Here is an 18,453-nt window from a genome sequence, read left to right as displayed (position 1 = left end):
GCCCACCAGATGATCCGCCGTGGGGCACACAAGAACATCCAGGCCCTGGAGGCTGACATCCGGGCCTGGGTCAAAGACTGGAACGAAGACCCCAACCCGTTCATCTGGACCAAAACCGCCGAAGAGATCCTCGACTCCCTCGCCCGCCTCTGCCGACGGATCTCTGGCGCAGGACACTAGATTAGGGCCTGCCCGTTCCTGCACAGAAGACGTGGCATGGGGCAGTGCTTAGCGGCATTCGCCCGGGATTTTCGGCTGTGGCGGGGCAGACTGTGAGGATGAATTTCGGTCCTATGGAAAGTGGTGGGGCGGGGCGTTCGGCCACTGGGCTGTGGCACCAGGTGCCGTACGCGCTGAAGAGCCCTCAGGTCGGCGACGCCCAGCGGCAGGAGTCCTTGGCGCTGGGCGCTGCGGAACTGGCCTTGGCCCGCGCCGAGGAACAATGCTCGGTCACTGCCGCAGACGTACAACGCACTGCGTCCCACGAGTTTTCGCTCCAGCTCGACATGCGACAGGCGTGTGTGGCTCTGCGGGATCGCCGCGAAGCCTGGCACGGGAAATAGGGAGTCGGCATGACCACCTTCGTCATCACCATTCCGGGCACGTTCCTGCGTGACGTGAGCGACGCCGAACGGGCCTCTGTCATGAAGCAGCTGCGTCCGGCCGACCCGCAGCACACGGCATTGGGCCAGAGCGAGGACCTGGACATCCTCACCGTCAATAACGACGGGACGTTCTGCCTCCGTCTGGAGGTAGAGGCTGACGACGGCCGCAGCGCGGAACAGCACGCCAAGCAGGTGGCCGCTGCAGCCCTGCGCCAGGCCGGCTTCGACGAGGAACAGGCTCCGCTCGGCCCGACAGCGGTGACCGGCATCGACACCTGAACAGGGTGCTCACACGAGCCTCCCAATGGTTGCGGAAACGGTGACGGGAAATCCGGCTGCCGCGCGGTGGGCGCGGCAGCCGTAGACAGTGGGGGCGGTCCCGTTCGCGTGGTCGGGCGTGGGGGTCGGGCGTCGGTGTCCGACGCTGTCGCGCGGTGGTGTCGCCGGCGTTCGCGTTGTCGGCGGAAAAGCAGGGCAACCTCACAGCGGGCTCATGGGTCATGCATACGGCGTCACCGATCCGGGGCGCCGGATGTTCGACTCACGGGGGTCCCATGACGTCTCTCGCCGCGGTGCGGCAGACCATCTCAGTGTTCGCGTTGGCCGCCCTGGCCGGTACGGCGCTCGCCGTTCCGGCCAGTGCCCAGGAGGAACCGCTGCCGGTCTCCGTGACCGGCCCTGGCAGCGTGAACCTTTCGCTGCAACCGGAGTCCGGTGAGCCGGGCGAGCCGGGTGAGCCGCAGATCGAGCTCGGACTCCGGGCACCCGGCGAGCCGGTGCCGGACGAGAACGGAGTCATCTATCCGATCCACCAGGGCGATTACACGGTCACGGTGGACGCGAGCTCCCTGGCCGGTGTCGCCGCCGTCGACTTCTCCCGCCTGGGCGGGTGGCAGGGCTGCTCCGTCGACGGGCTGGTCGCGACCTGCAGCGACTACGAGATCTACGCCGGCCAGGACTACAACGACCTGGGCGGCATCAGACTCGACGTGACCGACGAGAGCGCCGCGGGCGACTTCGGCACCATCACGGTCACGGCCGCGGGCGAGGGCCTGGCCTTCACCGGGCACACGGTGGACGTGCTGGTCGGCGGCCCCGAGCTGCAGATGAAGCAGCTGACCGAGCCCGAGGGCTTCCGGGCCGGCGACACCTTCCAGGCGCCGCTGGGCTTCCGCAACCTGGGCGGCCTCGGTGGCAAGGGCGTCGTGCTGCAGATCTCCGGCACCCGGGGCCTCTCCTTCCCCAGCACCTACGGCAACTGCTGGTACGACCCGCGTGACCCCGACAAGCTGCTCGATCGCTCCACGGCCCTGTGTGTCTTCGACACCGAGTTCGCCGGCGGCGCGGCCTACGGGCTGAACGCCCCGTTCCCGATCGGGACGGCCGGCTTCGCGCTCTACGACTCGATGTTCTACACCTTCAGCGCGGTGCCCGCCGACCAGGTGGCCGACCTGCTGGCCGAGGGCGACTACCAGGCCGGTGCCGGGCCCGACCTGGAACTGGTGCGGCTGCCGGACGCCGACCCCACGGGCTACACCCGGTACGCGGAGACGGACTTGCCGACGACGAACACCTTCGACCTCGATCTGACCGGTGAGCGGCTGCGGGCCCGCAAGGGCGAGACGGTGTCGGTCGACGTCGGCTTCGCCAACCACGGCCCCGCCTGGCTCGCCCTGCTGCGCTCCGGCGGCGAACCGATCTCCTTCTGGGTCGACCTTCCCCCGGGGACCACGGCCACCACGGTCCCCGAGGGCTGCCAGGCCGCCGACTGGGAGGGCGCCGAGGGCGACTACCTCTGCTTCGTCGACACCCCGATCCTGGAGGACGCCTCCCGCACCTTCACCTTCGGCCTCCGCATCGACGAGGTGATCAGGAACGCCACCGGCCGGGCGTTCTTCGCGTACACGATGCCCAACGAGGGCAACCCGGCCAACGACTCCGGCGCCATCGTGCTGAACCCAAGGGGCCAACTCTGATCGACGACAGTGCGGGCCCGCCCCCTCGGGGCGGGCCCGTTCCGCGTTCCGGCCGCGGCTTCCGAGCACAGGCCGCAGGGCGACCAGGCCGCAGCGCGCGTGAGACGGGGGCGCTTCGGCGGTACTCAGCGATGTCCCGTGGTGTTCGGCGAACACCACCCAGCGATCCCGAACACCCCCGGCGCGGCCAGGGCGTACCGGCGGACGGCATGCGGACGAGGACCAGGTGATGCATGCGTGTGCCGGAGCGCGATAGTTGTCACCATCGGCATCCGCTGGCCTGCGGTTTCAATAGGACAAAGCACGGTGGTGGTCACCGATGCGGCGCGCTACCTGTCACCAGCGGCAAGCGAAGCAGGGTCGATGTCACCGCGTTCGGCTTCTGGTGGGCAGGACGCCGGGCTGCGGTCCTCGGCGATCGCGGGCCATACTTCGTGCGCCCTGCGCGTACCCCGCCCCTACGATCACCTGGTACGACTGCTGGAGGGGCGGGAATGTCTGAGGACATCGAGGACGGGACAGCGGCAGCGACGCGGCTTGCGGGGGGCGCGCCGCTTCAAAGCACGCTTGATGTCGCCGACCCCGCTGACTGGATCGCGCTGAACGCAGGAGTGCGTGAGCCGGCTTGGCACCGCCCGCATTTCTTGCCGGGGTGGGAGCACTGCGCCCTACTGCCCGCCAGCCTGACGCAGCTCGACGAGTCTCGGCTCGCACTCGCCCTCTGCCACCGCGACGGGCGGATCCGTCAGGAGGCGGTGCGCCAGTCGGTCCGCTACCCCGCCCTGCTGCCGTTGATCGTGATCCGGCTGCACCGATTGGGCCGGCCCGTGCGCGAGCACGCCCCGACCCATGCTGCCTCCTTTACACAGGAAGTTGGCCCGTCATCAGGTCCAGCTCTTCAGGTACGACGGCAGCAGGTTGCAGCCCGGAGTCCTGCCGGCTGCGGGTGGCTGCCTGGGGCAAGCGGGTGATATGGGCGTTGCTCATGGGGATGCGAGTCGTTTAGCCCGACATGATCAAGAAGATTGCGTGTGCCTCCGTCATGGCCGTTGCTCTTTTGACGGCTGCTCCTGCCGCCCAGGCCGCGGCTACTCCCGCCCCGTCTACTGCAACGCCTGGTGCTGAACTTCTCAACGCCGTTGCCGGCTCGCTGGCCGTGGGGCACCCGGCTACATCCCTCTCGACGCTGCTTCCGTCGGGCATCCTCGGCGGGTGAGGTAGCGCCTGCACTGTGGCACGACGAAGCAGTCGTGGCCGAGGAGAGTGGAACAGGTCATGATCGTCCTGCCGAGACTGCTCGCTCAGTTACTCACCAAAGTCGGTGAGTGTCGGGGCGCCGAGCTTGCCCTCGATGTCGTTGAGCATGTCATGGAGCCGCTGACCGACGGCCTGTGTTCGGTGTGCGGGGAGTACGTGACCGCCGCCCGTCAGGCGCTCCGGCTCGGCCGGGCGAACGACCGGCCGCTCCGCGCCCACGACGCTTTCGTCAAGGAGGCGTAAAGGGACCCCGGCCATTCGGACGACAGGAGCCTTTTGGACTCCGCAGTCCGGCTGGCCTGCCAGGACATGTTGACCGACGCCGGGGTCTGCAACCGGGCCGGGCGCGTCCCCGTGACGCCGCAGTACACCGCGAGGACAGCCCCGTCCTTCGTCGCCCGGCGGCACTCCGAGCGGGCCCGGGAGGGCAAGGACATCCGGGAAGTGAACCGGCGGGGTTGGGAAGAGGCGCGCTGGCAGGTGCAGCGGGTGATCGCCACCGAGCCCGCCCCGCCCGGGAACGGTGAGCCCGGGCGCGCGTCAGGGCGCACCCGGGCTCGGCTCCCCTCGGTCAGGCGGTCACGCCCGCTGCCACAGCGCCGGGACGTTCGGGGGCTCCCACCCCGTCTGGGCCTGGTGGTTCTGGAGGCAGCGGTAGGTGACGCCGCCGTAGGTCACCGTGGCGCCGGCCTGGTAGACCGTGCCGGCCACCCAGGTGCCGCCGCCGGGCTCCCCGGGCTCGCCGGGACCGCTCGTCGTGGTCTTCAGGGTGAGGCCGTACGACTGGAGGATCGGGTTGAGCGGCTGGAAGTACGTGGTCCCGCCGCTCCTGCAGTTGCCCGAGCCGCCCGAGGTGACGCCCTGGGCCTGGCTGCCGGAGATGTAGGAGCCGCCGGAGTCGCCCGGCTCGGCGCACACGCTGGTGCGGGTGACTCCGGAGATGGTGCCCTCCGGGTAGGTGACGCTGGTGTTGAGCTGCTGGATCGTGCCGCAGTGCCAGCCCGTGGTGGACCCGGAGCGGCAGACGGAGGAGCCCACCGCTGCCTGGGTCGAACCGGCGACCTGGACGCTGGATCCGGCGACGTTCGGGGTCGGCGTCCAGTTGGAGTTGGCCGCCACCCACGCCATGTCGTTGCCGGGGAAGACCGATGCCTGGAAGGTGCCCTGCGCCACTCGGTTGAAGCCGGTGGTGCTGTTCCCGGTCCGGCCGCAGTGGCCCGCCGTGGCGAAGCCATGCGTGGTGCCCTTGGTGACGGCGAAGCCGACCGAGCAGCGCGAGCCGCCGTTGATGTAGTACGCGTCGCCGCCCCGCAGGTCGTACAGCGGACGCGGCTGGGCGGTCGACCGTTCGATGCGGGCGAGGGAGCCGTCCACCCCGGCCGCCGCGAGCAGGGCGCGCCCGGCGGCCGGACGTACCGCCTCCACCACGAGCGCGTTGGTGCGCACGTCGACGTACCAGACGGGGGTGTCGGTGGTGGCCCGGTGTGCCGCCGCCCGGTCCAGGCGGGCCTTGGCCGCGTCCAGGTCGGCGAGGGAGTGGCGCACGACGGACGCGGTCGCGCCCCGCGCCTCGATCACCCGGGCGTCGGAGGCGTCCGTTGTCGCCACGGTCAGGGTGGCCGACTCCGCGCCGCGCACCCAGGCGCCCGCGAAGTCGTCGCCGAGCGCCAGGCGCAGCCGGCCGGCGGTGGCGCCCGCCTCGGCCTCGTTCGCGAGGCGGGTCCGGGCCTGCCCGGAGTCGATGCCGAGGTCCCGTTGCATGGCGTGGAGGAGTGCCGACGGGGCCTCGGCGGCCCTGGAGGTGGGCGCCGCGGTGGACGAGGGTTCGGTGCCTGCGCTCGCGGAGCCGCTGAGCCCGGCCACGAGCAGCGCGCCGGCCGCCACCGCGGCGGCGCCCGCGGCCCGGGCCAATCTGGTGGGTCGTTGGAGCATGGGGAGGTCTCCTCGGAGTCGGTTTCGGTGGGGCGGAGCGTGCCGAAACCGTAGGGAGGACCGTCCGGGGGGCATAAGACGTCAGTCGACCCCCTGCCGCGGTGTTATGGAACGCGGGCGCCCGGCCGCCGGTCAGGGCCGGCCGGACCGTTCGGCCAGCCAGTTGGTGTACGTGGCGCTGCGGGCCGCCGTACTCGCGTGGGCGGTGCGGGCCTGGGCCAGGACCGTCGCCGCGGTGCCGGGCTGCTGGGTCGCCGGGTGCCAGCCCAGCAGGTGGCGCCAGAACAGGGGGGCGCCGGTCAGGGGGCGGGTGGCGATGCCGGGCGTGGTGGGGAAGGAGGCCCGGCACAGGCCGACCGCCCGGCCGACCTGCACCAGGTGGACGACGGAGGAGGTGTCCGTCTCGTACATGCGGCGCGGGCTGAAGCCGGCGCGGGCGCAGGCGGCGGTGAAGCACTCGGCGAAGCAGCCGTCACCGGGGACGCAGGCCCACTCCTCGTCGGCCAGGGCGGCCAGGCCGATCTCCGGCCCGTAGGCGAGGGGGTGTCCGTCGGCGAGCATGACGAAGACCGGGTCCACCGCGATCTCCTGCCACACGAGGTGCCCGGCGCCGGGTGGACTGGCGGAGCCGCAGGTGCCGGTGAGGGCGAAGTCGAGGAGTCCTTCGGCCAGTTGCTCGGCCAGCTCCCGCTCGGACCAGGAGGCACGGGTGGTGACGGTGGCGCCCGGGGCGGCCTCGGCGAGCCGGTCGACCAGCGCGCCGAGGAGCGGGCCGTGCGTGCCGCCGAGCCGCAACCGCTCCGGCTCCTGTCGGGCCCGCGCGAACCGGGTCGCCTCCCGCTGCAGCTCGGAGACGGCCGGCAGGACGACCCGGGCGCGCTCCAGCACCAGTTCACCGAGCGGGGTGGCGCGCACACCGTGCCGCCCCCGCTCGAACAGGGCTCCGCCCAGGGCCCGTTCGATGCGCTTGAGCTGCGCGCTCAGGGCGGGCTGGGCGAGCCCGAGCGCGGTGGCCGCCCGGGTGAGGCTACCCGCCTCGGCGATCGTGCGGAGGGTCCTCAGATGCCGCAACTCCAGCTCCATACAGGGAGCTTGCTCGGCGGACGAGGCAGGGGCAAGACGCTGGTATGGACCAGTTGCGGGCATCCGGTTCGCTCGGTACGTTCTGCCACCGAACAGGCCCGCGCCTGCCATGGCGGGCGGACGATGCGCAGAACCACGTCCTGCCGGGAACGCCAGGCTCCTGACACGGACATTGGCGGGACATCCGCCCCCCGGCACCACCCAACGCTAGACACCCCAACCGCACCCCATACACAGGATCTCCTCGCCGACCCGCATACCCGCGGCGTCGTGATGGGCGCGGGCGACCGTGGAGTCCACGCTGACCAAGGACAAGTCCGTCTGTCCGCGCCTGGCCGCCTCGGCGATCATCCCTTCCATCAGCGCCTGGAAGACACCCACGTCACGCCATCGGAGGAAGCGGTCGTAAACGGTCTGCCAGACCCCGAACTCCGGCGGCATCTCCCGCCACTGGGCACCCGAGCGGAACTTCTAGATCACGCCCTCGAACTGCTCCCGCAGATGCTCGGATACGGGCCGGACCTGCCTATCGGCAGGAACGGGCCGATCAACTCCCACTCAGGCGCGGACTGGGCTGGCAGGGCGCCAAGCACAGCGGCTGAGACTTCAGCCGCCGCATGTACGACGGAACACAGAACGAGGAGGACGGCAAGGCGCTGGGCTGCTTCTACCTGTACAACCGCATCATCGAGAAGGATGCGCGGCGCCGGCTTTCGGATGGACCGCACTGTCCGCGTTGACTGATGCCGTTCTGGGCGGCGATGGCCGGTGAGTCCGCTTGTCCCATCGCTTCGCACCTGGGTGGCTGATCTACGACGTCATGGAGCGGGATGGGGTTTTCTGCCGCATCTGAGAGGTGGGGGCGGTGTGGCTGCCGCTGTCGCAGCAAAACTGACGGAGCGTCGTGGTTGGTCGGTCTGAGCCTGTCCAGGGCGTCCGGGGTGGGCTTGCCCACCGGGCCCAGCCTGCGAACTGGTGGTGTCCGGTGTGGGGGGGGTGCCGGCTTTCGGTTCCCCGCTTGGGGCAACCGTCCAGCCCAGCGTTCAGCCGCCTCTCGGTGCGACCCCCTCCTGGGCGAGCGCGGCGGGGCTGGTCGTCAGACCGCGGGGCAAGGCATCCTTCCTCTTTCACACCTGCCCCGGGCAAAGGGTGCGCTCCCCGGCGCGAAGGCCGGGGACCGCACCCTTCGCGTCAGCCCGTGCTCGCGCGCGGCCTCAGCAGGGTGATCCGGGAGGCGCCGAGCTCCGTCACGTACAGGTTGCCGGTAGCGGTGTCCTCGGTGACATCCAGCGGCTGCTGGAAGCCGGTGAACCCGGTGATGCCCCGCGTCGGCGCGGAGAGCCTGCCCTGCGCGTCGGCGCCGAAGACCTCGATGTCCTGGCCGCTGCTGTAGCGGACCACGAGGAGACTGCCGCGCAGCGCACCCCCGAAGGCGCCGCCCCGGTACTCGACGACGCCGTTCGCGGAGGCGTGCAGGCCCGCGTCGTACATGCCCGCGAGGTCGAGGTTGCGGTCGGGGAGGGTGCCCACGGGGTAGTCGGCGGTCTCGAACGGGTCGGTGCCGGACGTCGGGTTGCCGCCTGCCAGTACCCATTCGCAGCGGGCCGGGTTCGGATGTCCGTAGTAGCGGCCCCGCTCGACGTCGAAGACGTAGTCCGTCTCGGCGGCGCGGTTCGAGGTGATCGCCGGGACGGGCGGTCCGGTGTAGGTGCCGTGCGCGGCCGCGTCGATCCGGCGCGCGCAGGAGCCGGGCAACGGCGACGGCGTGGCGGGGGTGTTGCCCCCGGCTGCCGAGCCGTTGGTCGGGGTGTACAGGTGCCCGTTGCTGTGCCACACGAGGTCGAAGGCGTTGCGCACGCCGGTGGCGTACAGCGTCAGCGGGGCGCCGGGGGCGTAGGGGTCGTAGGTGCCGGGGCTCTCGGTCCGCACGTCGAGCGGCAGCGCGGCGGGGAGCTTCGCCGGGTCGAGGCGCAGGATGGCGGCGCTGAGCAGGCGTTCGGGCCGGTTGGCCCAGACCGGGTCGGGGGCGCCCATGGCGTTGTTGGCTCCCTGGCTCACGTAGAGGGCGCCGTCCGGGCCGAACGCGAGGGAGTTGGTCTCGTGGTCCTTCACCGACCGCGGCAGGCGGCTGACGATCTCGGTGTACACGGACAGGTCGGGGCCGCTGAGGCGGCCGATGGCGCTGGACCAGTCCGGCTCGGCGGGGGTGCCGCCCGGATACATGGTGTTGGAGGAGATCCACAGCACGGGGGCGCTGGCCGTCGAGGCCGGGGCGAAGGCCATGCCGATGACGGTGCGGGCCGGCGCGCCCGGCAGGCCGCGCGCGGCGGCGTCGTCCCGGACGGTGGTGATCGCCCGGCCGTCGGTGAGGGTGCCGTCGGCGGCGATGGCGTACCGCATGATGTAGCCGTCGAGGGTGGCCGCGTACAGCCTGCCGTCCGGTCCCTTCACGACGGAGGTGAAGCTCCGGCCGGAGGCCACGCCGGTGACTTTGTCGAACGCGACGGTGCCGCCGCCCGTTTCCGCTCCGGTGGTGAACACCGACTGCCAGGGGAGGAAGCTTCGGCCGTCCACGTCCTTGACGCCGCCGGTGACGGCGAACCGGTAGCGGGTGTGCGGCTTCAGCCCGGCGGTGGGTGACAGGTTGACGACGTCACCGCCGCCGCTGGTGACGACGCGGGCGGCGACGGGGGTGCCGGTCGCGGCCTCGGTGAGCGTGACGGTGGAGGAGGTGAGCGTGGCGGCGTCGACGCCGCCGCCGACGAGGCGGAGGTCCGCGACGACGCTGCCGGTGGGCGGGGCGCCCGTCGCGGTGTTGGCGGGGGTCACGGTACGCACGGCGGGACGGGTGGCGGCGTCGGCGACCGGCACGATCGCCAGGTGCGTGATCTTGGTGTTGGTGCCGGTCGCGGGGCTGACGGTGAGCCGTCCGTCGGTCACGGTGGGCGTGACGGTGCGGGTCGCGTACCGGGTGGCGGTGGTCGGGACGAAGCCGTCGACCGCGTTCTGGTCCTCGACCTGGAGGGCGTGGACGCTGTTGGTGTGGGCGGCGTCCCCGACCGTGACGGTGACGGAGTAGGTGCCGTCCGGGACCGCGATCTCCCACCGGCCGGGCGTGGTCACCCCGGGGGATCCAGCGGGCAGTTGCATGTGCATGAGGGTGGCCCGCAGCCGGTCGGGCTCGGCTGATCCCCGGTCACGGCCGTTGCCGATGAGGTCGAGCGGTGTGGCGGCGTCGGTCCGCGTCCAGCCGTAGGTGAGGCCGGTTCCCTGGTGCGGGCCGGTGCGGGCGCCGTACGCCTGCCCGTAGTCGAGCAGGTGGCCGGTGACCGGCACGGTGGCCGCCGTACCGAAGTCGACACGCGCGGTGAACGCGGTGTCGGCCCGCGCCGGTCCGGGCGCCGCCCCCAGCGCCATGGCGAGACTCGCAAGGACCGCCGAGAGCGCCGCGAGGCGCGGCCGGTGACCGGTCGACGACCGTAGGCGTCTTCGGGTACGTATCGTGGTCATGATCTCCCCCTCCGTCTTGCCAAGGACTGGCTGTCTTGCCGAGGACATGGCAAGGCATCCTGCCCGCCGACGCGGACACCCAAGCGGCACCGCCGCCCCGTGCCGCTCCTGAGGGTTGTGGGCTGTGTCCGGTGTTCACCGGCCGCAGCGGGTGGTCGTGGGCGGCCACGGCGAAATTCCCGCCAGCCAGCGGGTGGTTGGGGCGCCGCCCCCTTCCGCCGGGAGCTTCATCGCTGCGTACTGCCCGGGCACCCCAACGGCGCCGAGGCGGCGACGTTCAGCGTGGTCGGCCGTGGCGGCTTTCGCTTGGGGTCCGGGTGTTGCTGGTGGCCACGTACCGGCGCACGAACCTCACGTTGCGGCACATGGCGTGGTTGTGCGGAGTCTCGAAGTCCGCGGCCGACCGTGTCTTGGACCATCTCGCACCGCTGCTGGCCGTCTCGCCCGCGCGCCGGCCGCGACGACCAGGCGTTCTTACTGGCGCACAGCACCTCGCAGTGCGGTCGTCGCGCGTGGCGATCCTGGTGGCGGGACGGAGCCCTACCTGCCCTTCCGTGGCACGGCAGGCGGGATTCTCTCCAGCACGCCGCCTGCGAAGACGTCGTACAGCGGCAGAGTCTCCAGGTGAACGTAGCCGATGTGGCAGTCGCACACGACCAGCGGACACGGGCGCGGGCGCAGGGCGGCGCGGTAGGTGCCGTCGTACAGGTTGCCGAGCTCGGCGCGGACGAAGTGGCAGCGGCGCACGGTGCCTTCGCCATCGACGGAGATCACGGACTCGCCGGTGCGGCAGGGCAGTCCGGCGCTGGTGTGCGGGGTGCGGCTGTAGGGGAACAGCGGGTCCAGCGCGGTCCACTCCTCGGCCTCGGAGTCCCGGTAGGTGTGCCCTTCCGCCGCGTTGATCCACAGGTAGACGTGGTCGGGGAGGTCGTCGCGCAGACGGCGGGCGGCCGGGAGGTGGTCGGGCAGGCCGACCACGCCGACGCTGTAGCGGACGCCGCGTTCGGCGAGGTCGCGGCACTTGGCGAGGAACCGGTCGTAGGGCGTCTGGCCCGGGTGGTAGGTGCACCACAGGGCGAGCGTGTCGCGGTCGGCCGTGTCGAGCCAGTCGGTGCGGCAGCTCAGGTTGGTCTGGATCGCGACGCGCCGGATGTGCGGCAGGTGGGACAGGTCGGCGAGGGTCTCGCGGTACCAGGAGCGGACCAGACCCTCGCCCCACGGGGTGAACAGCAGGGACAGGCGGTCCTCTCTCTGCCGGGTGGCCCAGTCGGCGAAGCGGTGCAGGGCGGCCCGGTCGGCGCGGAGCTGGGAGGTGGAGTCCCGCCGCTTGGCGAACGGGCAGTAGGGGCAGTCGTAGTCGCAGGAGGCGAGCGGGCCCCGGTACAGGACGGTCAGATCCATGACGGACCGCTCACTTGCGCTCGTAGGCGGCCATGGCGGCGCGCACGGCGGGAGAGAACAGCAGCGGTCCGACGGCGTCGGAATGCGCGAGTCCCTCGGGGGTCAGTCGCAGGCGGGTGGCGGTGGGGTCCGCCAGCCAGCCCTGTGCGGCGAGGCCGTCGAGTTCGGCACCGAAGTCGTCGCCAGGCTCGGCGCCGAACCGGGCCCGGTAGTCGCCGGTGTCCAGGCCGTCCGCCTGGAGGAGGGACTGCAGCAGATGCCGGCGGCGCGCCTCGGGGCCGTCGACGCGGTAACCCACCGCTGCGTGGCCGAAGTCGGTGGTGGCGACGTAGTCGTCGATGATCCCGCGGATCTCGTGCATGCCCACGGCGTAGTCGAACGAGTAGTGCAGCGCGGAGGTGTACGAGCGGGCTCCGCAACCGAGGCCGATCATGCCGTCCGTCTGGCAGGCGTAGTCGTCCGCGCCCTGGGGCGGCGCGTCGGCCCGGCGGAACATCCGCATCGACTGCTGGACGTACCCCTGGGCCAGCAGATGGTCGCGGCCCGCGCGGTACAGGCGCAGCCGCTGCTCGTCCCACGCGGGGTCGGGGCCGCCCGCGTCCGGGCGGTGGCGGTTCAGGCCGGTCAGGGGACGGATGTAGAGCGGGTAGAGGTACAGCTCCTCGGGCCGCCAGGCGAGCGCCGCGTCCAGCGAGCGCAGCCAGGTCCGCTCGGTCTGGCCGTCGATGCCGTAGATGAGGTCGATGTTCAGCACCGGGACGGCCGTGTCGCGGATGCGGCCGAGCGCGGCCTCGACGTCCGCGCGCCGCTGCGGGCGTACGGCGGCCCGCGCCTCGGAGTCGACGAAACTCTGCACGCCCAAGCTCAGCCGCGTCGTGCCGCGCTCCCCCAGGACGGCGAGCCGGTCGGCGGTGGCCGTGGCGGGCGAGGCCTCCACCGACAGCGGGACGGCGCGCAGATCGGCGGCCATCCCGTGCTCGGCGATGTCGCAGAGCCGCTCCAGCTCCCGCGCAGTCAGGAAGGTGGGGGTGCCGCCGCCGAACGCCGCCGTGGCGAACCGGATGCCGTCGCCGAGGGCCTCGCGTACCGCCCCGGCCTGCCGCTCCAGCGCGTCCAGGTAGGCGCCGATCAGGCCGTCGGGGGCGCCGATGCGGGTGAAGAGGTTGCAGAACCCGCAGCGCACCTCGCAGAACGGGATGTGCAGGTAGAGCGAGAGCGCGCTCTTGTCCTCCCTCGCCCACACGTCGCTCAGCGCTGGTCGGTCGTCCAGCGGACGGTAGGCGGTCTTATGCGGGTAGGCGTACACGTAGTGCTGGTACGGACTCGTCGACGGGGCCGCGGCACTCGTTGCGGCGGGGGTCGTCAGGCTGGTGCTCATCGGGTGGCCTCGGCGGGGTCGAGGAAGAAGTGGGCGTAGGGCACGGTCCACACGGACTCGTGCCCCAGGCGGTGGCCGGTGTAGCCGTCGTCGCCGTAGGCGGTGCCGTGGTCGGAGCAGACGATCGCGAAGCAGCGCCGCCGGGAACGCATGGCGTCGAAGAGGCGGCCGATGTGCCGGTCGACGTACTCCAGGGCCGCGGCGTGGGTGGCGCGGGTGTCGCCCGCCTCGCGGGTGGCGCCGGGCAGATGGAACCAGTTCGGCTGGTGCAGCGCGGACACGTTCACGAAGAGGAACAGCCGCTGCTCGGCGGGAAGTCCGGCGACGATCCGCTCGGCGCGGTCGACCTGCCTCTCGAAGGACCGGGGCGAGGTGACGCCGAACTCCGGCTCCCAGTGGGACTCCTGGAACAGGCCCGGCAGCACCGAGCCGAGCGGGCCCTGCTTGTTGAAGAAGCCCACGCCGCCGATGCACGCCGTGCGGTAGCCGGCCTTCGCCAGCCCACCGACCAAGTCGGGCGTGTCGTAGACGAACGTGCCGTCCGCGGTGGTCTCACTGCCCGCGAACGTCGCCGCGAACAGCCGGGGGTGCGGACCCGGAGCGGCCGGAGTGGGCAGGAAACCGGCGAAGATCGCCTGGTGGGAGGCGTAGGTGAAACTGCCCGGCGCGTGCCGCTTCTCCCAGCGGCCGCCGGGCAGCCGGCTCGCCAGATGCGGGATGCGGCCCGCGGCCGTCAGCTCCTCGGCCACGTCGTGGCGCAGGGTGTCCAGGGTGACGAGGAGGATGTCGTGATCGCCGACGACGTCGTTCATGTCAGGCTCGGTCATGCGGTGTTCCTGTTCGATACGAGTACGGGTGCGGCTGGGGTGTCGCACAGCGGCCGGGCCGGGGTGCGCAGCGCGCCGAGCCAGGTGCCCTGGGGCCGGGCTCGGGCACGCAGGACCGCCGCCACCTGCGCGCCGTAGGTGTCCAGCCCCTCGGCGCCACTGCCCGGCAGGCCGGTCAGACCCGGCAGCAGGTCGCCGAAGGCGTTGACCTCGCCGACGAACGACCGGCGCCAGCCGACGGCAGGCAGCAGGTCCACGCCGACACACAAGGTGCGCGGGAAGCAGGCGGCGGCCCGCTCGCACACCACCAGGACCTCGGACCAGCTCCCGCCCGCCGCCGTGACGGCATCACGGGCCGCGTCAAGATCACCGCGGCGGCCGCCCAGATGGAGGTTGGTCAACGGCGTACGGCTGGTGCGCACGACGGCGTGGGTCGCCCGCCCGCCCACCACGACCACCCGGAGATCCGCGGCCCGGCCCTTCTGGGACGCCTTGGGCACCCACCGTTCCAGATGCAGCCCGTCGGGCGCCAGGGCGTCCACGACCGCCGCGACGTCCCGCTCCCGCTCGTAGCGGCGCACCTTCAGGGAGTTGTGCAGCCGGCCGTCCTCGGTCAGCTCGACGGAGGTCGTCGCCCTGATCCGCCCGCCGCCCGCCTCCACGGCGAGGACCCCGGACGCCGACGAACCATGGGCGGGCTTGACGAAGAGCCGTGACATCCGGTGCTCGCGCATCAGCGCCCGTACGTCGTCCCAGCCGCGCACCGGCGCGCCCTCCGGCCCAGAGGTCGGGGAGGAGGGCACGGGTACCCCCGCCGCGTCCAGTACGGCGTGGCAGCGGCGCTTGTCGAACAGCACGGCCAGCTCGCCCGGATCATCCAGCCGCACCCCGCCGCGCAGTCCGCGCAACGCGGCCGTGAACCCGGCGTACCAGCGCGCCGAACCCTCCACCCGGGTGGGCTCGAGGGCGCCCCGCAGCATGCGGTCCACCTCGGGCTCCTCACCAGGGGAGTCGACCCGCACGTACTCCTCGGGCGCGAAGGCCGCTCCCCCCGCGCCGAGGACGTCCGCCCACGGCACCACCCGTGGACCGGGCAGGCCGGCGGCGCGCACCGCGTCGGCGAACAGCGACACCCGCCGGTTGCCGGGGTTTCCGACCACCGCGAAGCGCACACCGTCCGCGGGATCCACGCCGCCCCCGCTCACTCGCCCACGGCGACGTAGCGCCAGACCGTGCCGTCGTCCTCGGTGTCCTCCTCCGCGTCGTCCCGGTCGAGGTTCACCTCCACGCCGGCCGTCTCCAGCGTCTGGCGCACCCGCTCCTCGACCGCCTGGCTGAGGTAGTGGTGGTGCAGGTCCAGCTTCTTCAGGTGGGACAGCGGCTGCCCGCTCAGCAGTGCCACGGCGCCCTCGTCGGTCAACACGCCCATGGACAGGTCCAGCACCTCAAGACGTGCCACGACCGGCGCGGCTGCGACGGCCGCGGCCACCGCGTCCTGCATCTCGCTGTTGCGCAGCGCCAGGTGACGCAGGTTCGGCAGCCGTGCGCCGGACAGCAGCGGCTCCAGGTCGGCGGCCTCGCTGTCGCCGCCGTAGTCGGGGGTGCCCAGCCACAGGTCGAGGTGGACCAAGGCGGGCAGGTCGCTCGCGCCGATGCCCCGCACCACCCGGGCGGGCAGACCGCCGCTCTCCACCACCAGCCGGCGCAGCCCCTCGTGGCGCAGCGCGTCGAACCCCAGACCCGAACCGCCGCGCACCCCGAACTCCTCCAACCCGGGGAAACCGGCCAGCAGTGGGGTGACGTCGGTCTGGTTGATCCAGGAGATCTCGCACTCCTCCATCACCAGGTCGCCCAGGAACAGCGCGCGCAGCGCGGGCAGCCGGTCCCGGGCGGCGAGCAGCGCCTCGATGACCTCGGAGGAGTCACTGTCGTATGCCTCCTCCCAAGCGCCGACGATCAGCGCACGCACCCGGGTGGTGTCGACGGCCTCGCAGAAACGGGCGAAGGCCGCCGGCCAGTCCTCGTCGGCGTCGTACACGTCGGCGGCGATCCGCCAGGCGACGGACTCCGGCTCGGGCAGCTTGTCCGTCGGGGCGCCCGGGCCGGGGAAGGCGAACGCGGGCAGCCGATACAGCTCTTGCAGGTGGTCACCGATGGTCATGCGGCTGCTCCCGAGGCGAAAGAGGTGTGCGGTCCGTGATGCCGCAGGCGGAAAGAGGCGTGCGGTCCGTGATGCCGCAGTTCTACCAACCGCCACTGACAGCGCCACACGGAGGGCCCGCTTCGAGGGCCGGAGGCGGGGGCGTTGTCAGTGGCGGCCTCTACGGTCGTGGTCATGAGGCCGGTGCGCGGTGCACCCGGCGGTGAGGGGACAGCCATGTACCGGCAGGGAGACGTGCTGATCGTGCCCGTGGAGGAGAGCGCGGTGCCGGACCACGTGGCGCACGCGCCCAGGGAGCGGCGTGACGCACGCGGCCGGCTGGTGCTGGCGCTCGGCGAGGTGACCGGGCACGCCCACGCGGTCGTGGGACCGGGCGAGTTGGTGCGTGAGCCCGGACCGTTCGGTCCGCTGCTGGCACACCTTCCGCAGGGTGGCCGGGTGGTGCACGAGGAGCACGCGCCGATCGCGCTGCCCGTCGGCTGGTACCGGGTGATCAGACAGCGGGAGTACGTGCCGGGCTCGGTCCGCATCGTCGCCGACTGACGCCGACTGACGTGGAACAGCGCAACCTCATGGAGGGGCAGATGACGACCATCGAGACCGACGGCGGCACCGACGGGCTGGGCGCCTGGCGCGCCCGCGCCACGGCCACCGTCCCCGCCGACCGGGCCCGCGCCGAACAGGCCGTACGGCTCGCCTACCGGCAGGCCGGACTGGCCGAACCGGAGACCGTGCTGTGGGCGGACTCTCCGCGCGCGGCCGTCACCCTGATCCGGCAGCTCACCAACCGCGGCCCCAGCGTCCGCGAGGAGGTCCGCAGCGCCCCGTGGGCACGAGAACGCCGCCGCCTGCACGACGAGTTGGGGGCCGAGGGCTGGTCCGCGCACTGGGCGGCGACCGGCGGACGGCTGTGGGAGTCCACCCAGGCCCTGGTGGACCGGATCAGAGCCGGAGTGCTCCAGGATCTGGTCGGACGGGACACCGGCAAGGAGGCCGCCGAGGTGCGGGTGCTACTCCTGGACGCGGTGCTCGGCCAGCACGACGCACCCCCTGGCTGGCCGCGTTCCCCGCCGACGACGGCCCGCTCGGCGCACTGACCGAGGTGTGCGCCGGCGCGGGCTGGTGGTGGCCGTTCGCCCGTGTCGCGGTGGTGTCGGAACGCCCCGTGGAACTCCACCGCGACGAGGCCGGCCGACTCGACAACGGCGACGGCCCCGCCCTCGCCTACCCCGACGGCTTCGCCCTGCACGCCTGGCGCGGCATGCCGGTGCCGGCCGACTTCCTCGCCGAACTGCGCTCGCTGACCCCGAGCCGTATCCGCGCGGAGGAGAACGCGGAACTGCGGCGCGTGATGCTGGAGTACTACGGCTACGACCGCTACCTCACCGACTCCGGCGCCCGTCACCTCCACCAGGACGAGACGGGCACCCTGTGGCGGATCGAGCTGCCCGCGGACGAGCCGGTCGTCATGGTCGAGGTCCTCAACTCGACACCGGAGCCCGACGGGACCCGGCGCACCTACTGGCTCAGGGTGCCCCCGTCGACCCGGACCGCGAAGGAGGGTGTCGCCTGGACCTTCGGCATCGGGACGGAGTCGTACGCGCCGCTGAGGGAGACCTGAGGTCGGTCCTCAGAAGCCGCCCCGGCTGAGGTCGGCTGTGCAGGACGCCGTGTCCGTACGCTCGGCCGTCACCGTGAGGCGTGAGGCGTGAGGCGTCGGAGGGCAGGTCCCCGCTCAGCGCCTGCTGCCGACTGCCCTCGGAGAGCGTCCCCTCCGTCACGGTCCCCCCATCGACGGCGATGGACCAGCGGACCCGCGCAGCTCCCATGTGTATGTCACGGCCGCGGGATCGTACCCGGTCCGCACCTTCTCGCCCGCGGCACGCGCCATCGAACCTGCCCGCCACCACACCGGCCGCTGACCTGGTGCGGTTGGCGAAGATGCGCTGGCGGATCGAACACGATTACCGCGAGCTCAAGCACGGTCTGGGCCTGGACCACTTCGAGGGCCGCATCTGGCGCGGCTGGCACCACCACGTCACCCTCGTCACCGCTGCCCAGGCCTTCCTGACCCTGCGGCGCTACGACCCAAAAGCCCAAACGCAGGCCTGACCCTCTACCAAGTCCTCGACACCCTTCAGGACCTGCTGCGGTGCTGGACCGGCACCTGCACCACCCGCGGCCCCCCACTCACCACCAGAACCAGAACGAGAACCTAACGAAGCACTACTAGGGCGTGTTGCGAAAGTGCTGGTCACAGCCACTCGTTGATGGCTGCGACCAGCACAGTCGCCTCGTAGCGGACGGCGAGTTTCTCGTATCG

General features: G+C 72.0%; 13 protein-coding genes and 5 pseudogenes. 9 read left to right on the top strand and 9 right to left on the bottom strand.

Annotated features, from left to right (window positions below):
- The 4 genes and pseudogenes from ACWD1Z_RS34750 to ACWD1Z_RS34735 form a co-directional block, all read left to right on the top strand.
- A pseudogene (locus ACWD1Z_RS34750) lies at positions 1-180 on the top strand (IS630 family transposase); the annotation flags it as partial.
- Between the two features lie 392 nt (positions 181-572).
- Entirely contained in the window at positions 573-884 is a 312-nt protein-coding gene (locus tag ACWD1Z_RS34745; RefSeq protein WP_451124471.1) for a hypothetical protein, read from the top strand.
- Positions 885-1,159: 275 nt separating this feature from the next.
- Positions 1,160-2,581, top strand: coding sequence for a hypothetical protein (locus ACWD1Z_RS34740; protein ID WP_451124469.1), 1,422 nt, complete (start codon positions 1,160-1,162; stop codon positions 2,579-2,581).
- 1,275 nt (positions 2,582-3,856) lie between these two features.
- Positions 3,857-4,081, top strand: a complete 225-nt coding sequence (locus ACWD1Z_RS34735; RefSeq protein WP_451124467.1) for a hypothetical protein — start codon at positions 3,857-3,859, stop codon at positions 4,079-4,081.
- 336 nt (positions 4,082-4,417) lie between these two features.
- Here the strand turns inward: ACWD1Z_RS34735 and ACWD1Z_RS34730 are convergent, their stop codons facing one another.
- The 3 genes and pseudogenes from ACWD1Z_RS34730 to ACWD1Z_RS34720 all read right to left on the bottom strand — a co-directional run.
- Positions 4,418-5,770 carry an alpha-lytic protease prodomain-containing protein gene (locus ACWD1Z_RS34730; RefSeq protein WP_451124465.1) on the bottom strand — a complete coding sequence of 451 codons (1,353 nt, stop codon included), beginning with the start codon at positions 5,768-5,770 and terminating at the stop codon, positions 4,418-4,420.
- A gap of 132 nt (positions 5,771-5,902) precedes the next feature.
- The gene (locus tag ACWD1Z_RS34725) at positions 5,903-6,853 is read right to left on the bottom strand and encodes a LysR substrate-binding domain-containing protein (protein WP_451124463.1); all 951 of its coding nucleotides are present in this window, start codon (positions 6,851-6,853) and stop codon (positions 5,903-5,905) included.
- A 234-nt stretch (positions 6,854-7,087) separates the two neighbouring features.
- Positions 7,088-7,434, bottom strand: a pseudogene (locus ACWD1Z_RS34720) (transposase); the annotation flags it as partial.
- 36 nt (positions 7,435-7,470) lie between these two features.
- Here ACWD1Z_RS34720 and ACWD1Z_RS34715 point away from each other — a divergent pair.
- Positions 7,471-7,593, top strand: a complete 123-nt coding sequence (locus ACWD1Z_RS34715; protein WP_451124461.1) for a hypothetical protein — start codon at positions 7,471-7,473, stop codon at positions 7,591-7,593.
- A gap of 451 nt (positions 7,594-8,044) precedes the next feature.
- On the opposite strand, the gene ACWD1Z_RS34710 is transcribed toward ACWD1Z_RS34715, so the two are convergent.
- Entirely contained in the window at positions 8,045-10,363 is a 2,319-nt protein-coding gene (locus ACWD1Z_RS34710) for an Ig-like domain-containing protein (RefSeq protein ID WP_451124459.1), read from the bottom strand.
- A 257-nt stretch (positions 10,364-10,620) separates the two neighbouring features.
- Between ACWD1Z_RS34710 and ACWD1Z_RS34705 the strand changes: the two are divergent.
- A pseudogene (locus tag ACWD1Z_RS34705) lies at positions 10,621-10,836 on the top strand (transposase family protein); the annotation flags it as partial.
- A gap of 67 nt (positions 10,837-10,903) precedes the next feature.
- Here the strand turns inward: ACWD1Z_RS34705 and ACWD1Z_RS34700 are convergent.
- The 5 genes from ACWD1Z_RS34700 to ACWD1Z_RS34680 are packed head-to-tail and all read right to left on the bottom strand — an operon-like array spanning position 10,904 to position 16,130.
- The gene (locus ACWD1Z_RS34700) at positions 10,904-11,764 is read right to left on the bottom strand and encodes an STM4011 family radical SAM protein (protein WP_451124457.1); all 861 of its coding nucleotides are present in this window, start codon (positions 11,762-11,764) and stop codon (positions 10,904-10,906) included.
- A 10-nt stretch (positions 11,765-11,774) separates the two neighbouring features.
- A complete protein-coding gene (locus ACWD1Z_RS34695; protein WP_451124455.1) occupies positions 11,775-13,142 on the bottom strand; it encodes an STM4012 family radical SAM protein in 1,368 nt (455 codons plus the stop codon).
- Complete coding sequence (locus ACWD1Z_RS34690) at positions 13,139-13,954, bottom strand: STM4013/SEN3800 family hydrolase (RefSeq protein ID WP_451124473.1); 816 nt, start codon at positions 13,952-13,954, stop codon at positions 13,139-13,141. Before ACWD1Z_RS34690 ends, ACWD1Z_RS34695 begins: the two co-directional genes overlap by 4 nt.
- Before the next feature lie 11 nt (positions 13,955-13,965).
- Positions 13,966-15,159: an STM4014 family protein gene (locus tag ACWD1Z_RS34685; protein ID WP_451124453.1), complete on the bottom strand. Its 1,194-nt coding sequence runs from the start codon at positions 15,157-15,159 to the stop codon at positions 13,966-13,968.
- Positions 15,160-15,170: 11 nt separating this feature from the next.
- Complete coding sequence (locus tag ACWD1Z_RS34680) at positions 15,171-16,130, bottom strand: STM4015 family protein (protein ID WP_451124451.1); 960 nt, start codon at positions 16,128-16,130, stop codon at positions 15,171-15,173.
- A 216-nt stretch (positions 16,131-16,346) separates the two neighbouring features.
- Between ACWD1Z_RS34680 and ACWD1Z_RS34675 the strand changes: the two genes are divergently transcribed.
- The 3 genes and pseudogenes from ACWD1Z_RS34675 to ACWD1Z_RS34665 form a co-directional block, all read left to right on the top strand.
- Entirely contained in the window at positions 16,347-16,673 is a 327-nt protein-coding gene (locus ACWD1Z_RS34675) for a hypothetical protein (RefSeq protein ID WP_451124449.1), read from the top strand.
- 29 nt (positions 16,674-16,702) lie between these two features.
- Positions 16,703-17,751, top strand: a pseudogene (locus ACWD1Z_RS34670) (DUF6745 domain-containing protein).
- A 269-nt stretch (positions 17,752-18,020) separates the two neighbouring features.
- Positions 18,021-18,242, top strand: a pseudogene (locus ACWD1Z_RS34665) (transposase); the annotation flags it as partial.
- Between the last annotated feature and the right edge of the window lie 211 nt (positions 18,243-18,453).

Source organism: Streptomyces sp. NPDC002784, assembly GCF_053592135.1.
The sequence above is the reverse complement of the archived record's forward strand: the minus strand, read 5'-3'. Positions and strand labels throughout refer to the sequence as shown.

Coding starts and splice junctions, on each gene's coding strand:
- ACWD1Z_RS34745 (WP_451124471.1), top strand. CDS start 573: ATGACCACCTTCGTCATCACCATTCCGGGCACGTTCCTGCGTGACGTG.
- ACWD1Z_RS34740 (WP_451124469.1), top strand. CDS start 1,160: ATGACGTCTCTCGCCGCGGTGCGGCAGACCATCTCAGTGTTCGCGTTG.
- ACWD1Z_RS34735 (WP_451124467.1), top strand. CDS start 3,857: ATGATCGTCCTGCCGAGACTGCTCGCTCAGTTACTCACCAAAGTCGGT.
- ACWD1Z_RS34730 (WP_451124465.1), bottom strand. CDS start 5,770: ATGCTCCAACGACCCACCAGATTGGCCCGGGCCGCGGGCGCCGCCGCG.
- ACWD1Z_RS34725 (WP_451124463.1), bottom strand. CDS start 6,853: ATGGAGCTGGAGTTGCGGCATCTGAGGACCCTCCGCACGATCGCCGAG.
- ACWD1Z_RS34715 (WP_451124461.1), top strand. CDS start 7,471: ATGTACGACGGAACACAGAACGAGGAGGACGGCAAGGCGCTGGGCTGC.
- ACWD1Z_RS34710 (WP_451124459.1), bottom strand. CDS start 10,363: ATGACCACGATACGTACCCGAAGACGCCTACGGTCGTCGACCGGTCAC.
- ACWD1Z_RS34700 (WP_451124457.1), bottom strand. CDS start 11,764: ATGGATCTGACCGTCCTGTACCGGGGCCCGCTCGCCTCCTGCGACTAC.
- ACWD1Z_RS34695 (WP_451124455.1), bottom strand. CDS start 13,142: ATGAGCACCAGCCTGACGACCCCCGCCGCAACGAGTGCCGCGGCCCCG.
- ACWD1Z_RS34690 (WP_451124473.1), bottom strand. CDS start 13,954: ATGAACGACGTCGTCGGCGATCACGACATCCTCCTCGTCACCCTGGAC.
- ACWD1Z_RS34680 (WP_451124451.1), bottom strand. CDS start 16,130: ATGACCATCGGTGACCACCTGCAAGAGCTGTATCGGCTGCCCGCGTTC.
- ACWD1Z_RS34675 (WP_451124449.1), top strand. CDS start 16,347: ATGTACCGGCAGGGAGACGTGCTGATCGTGCCCGTGGAGGAGAGCGCG.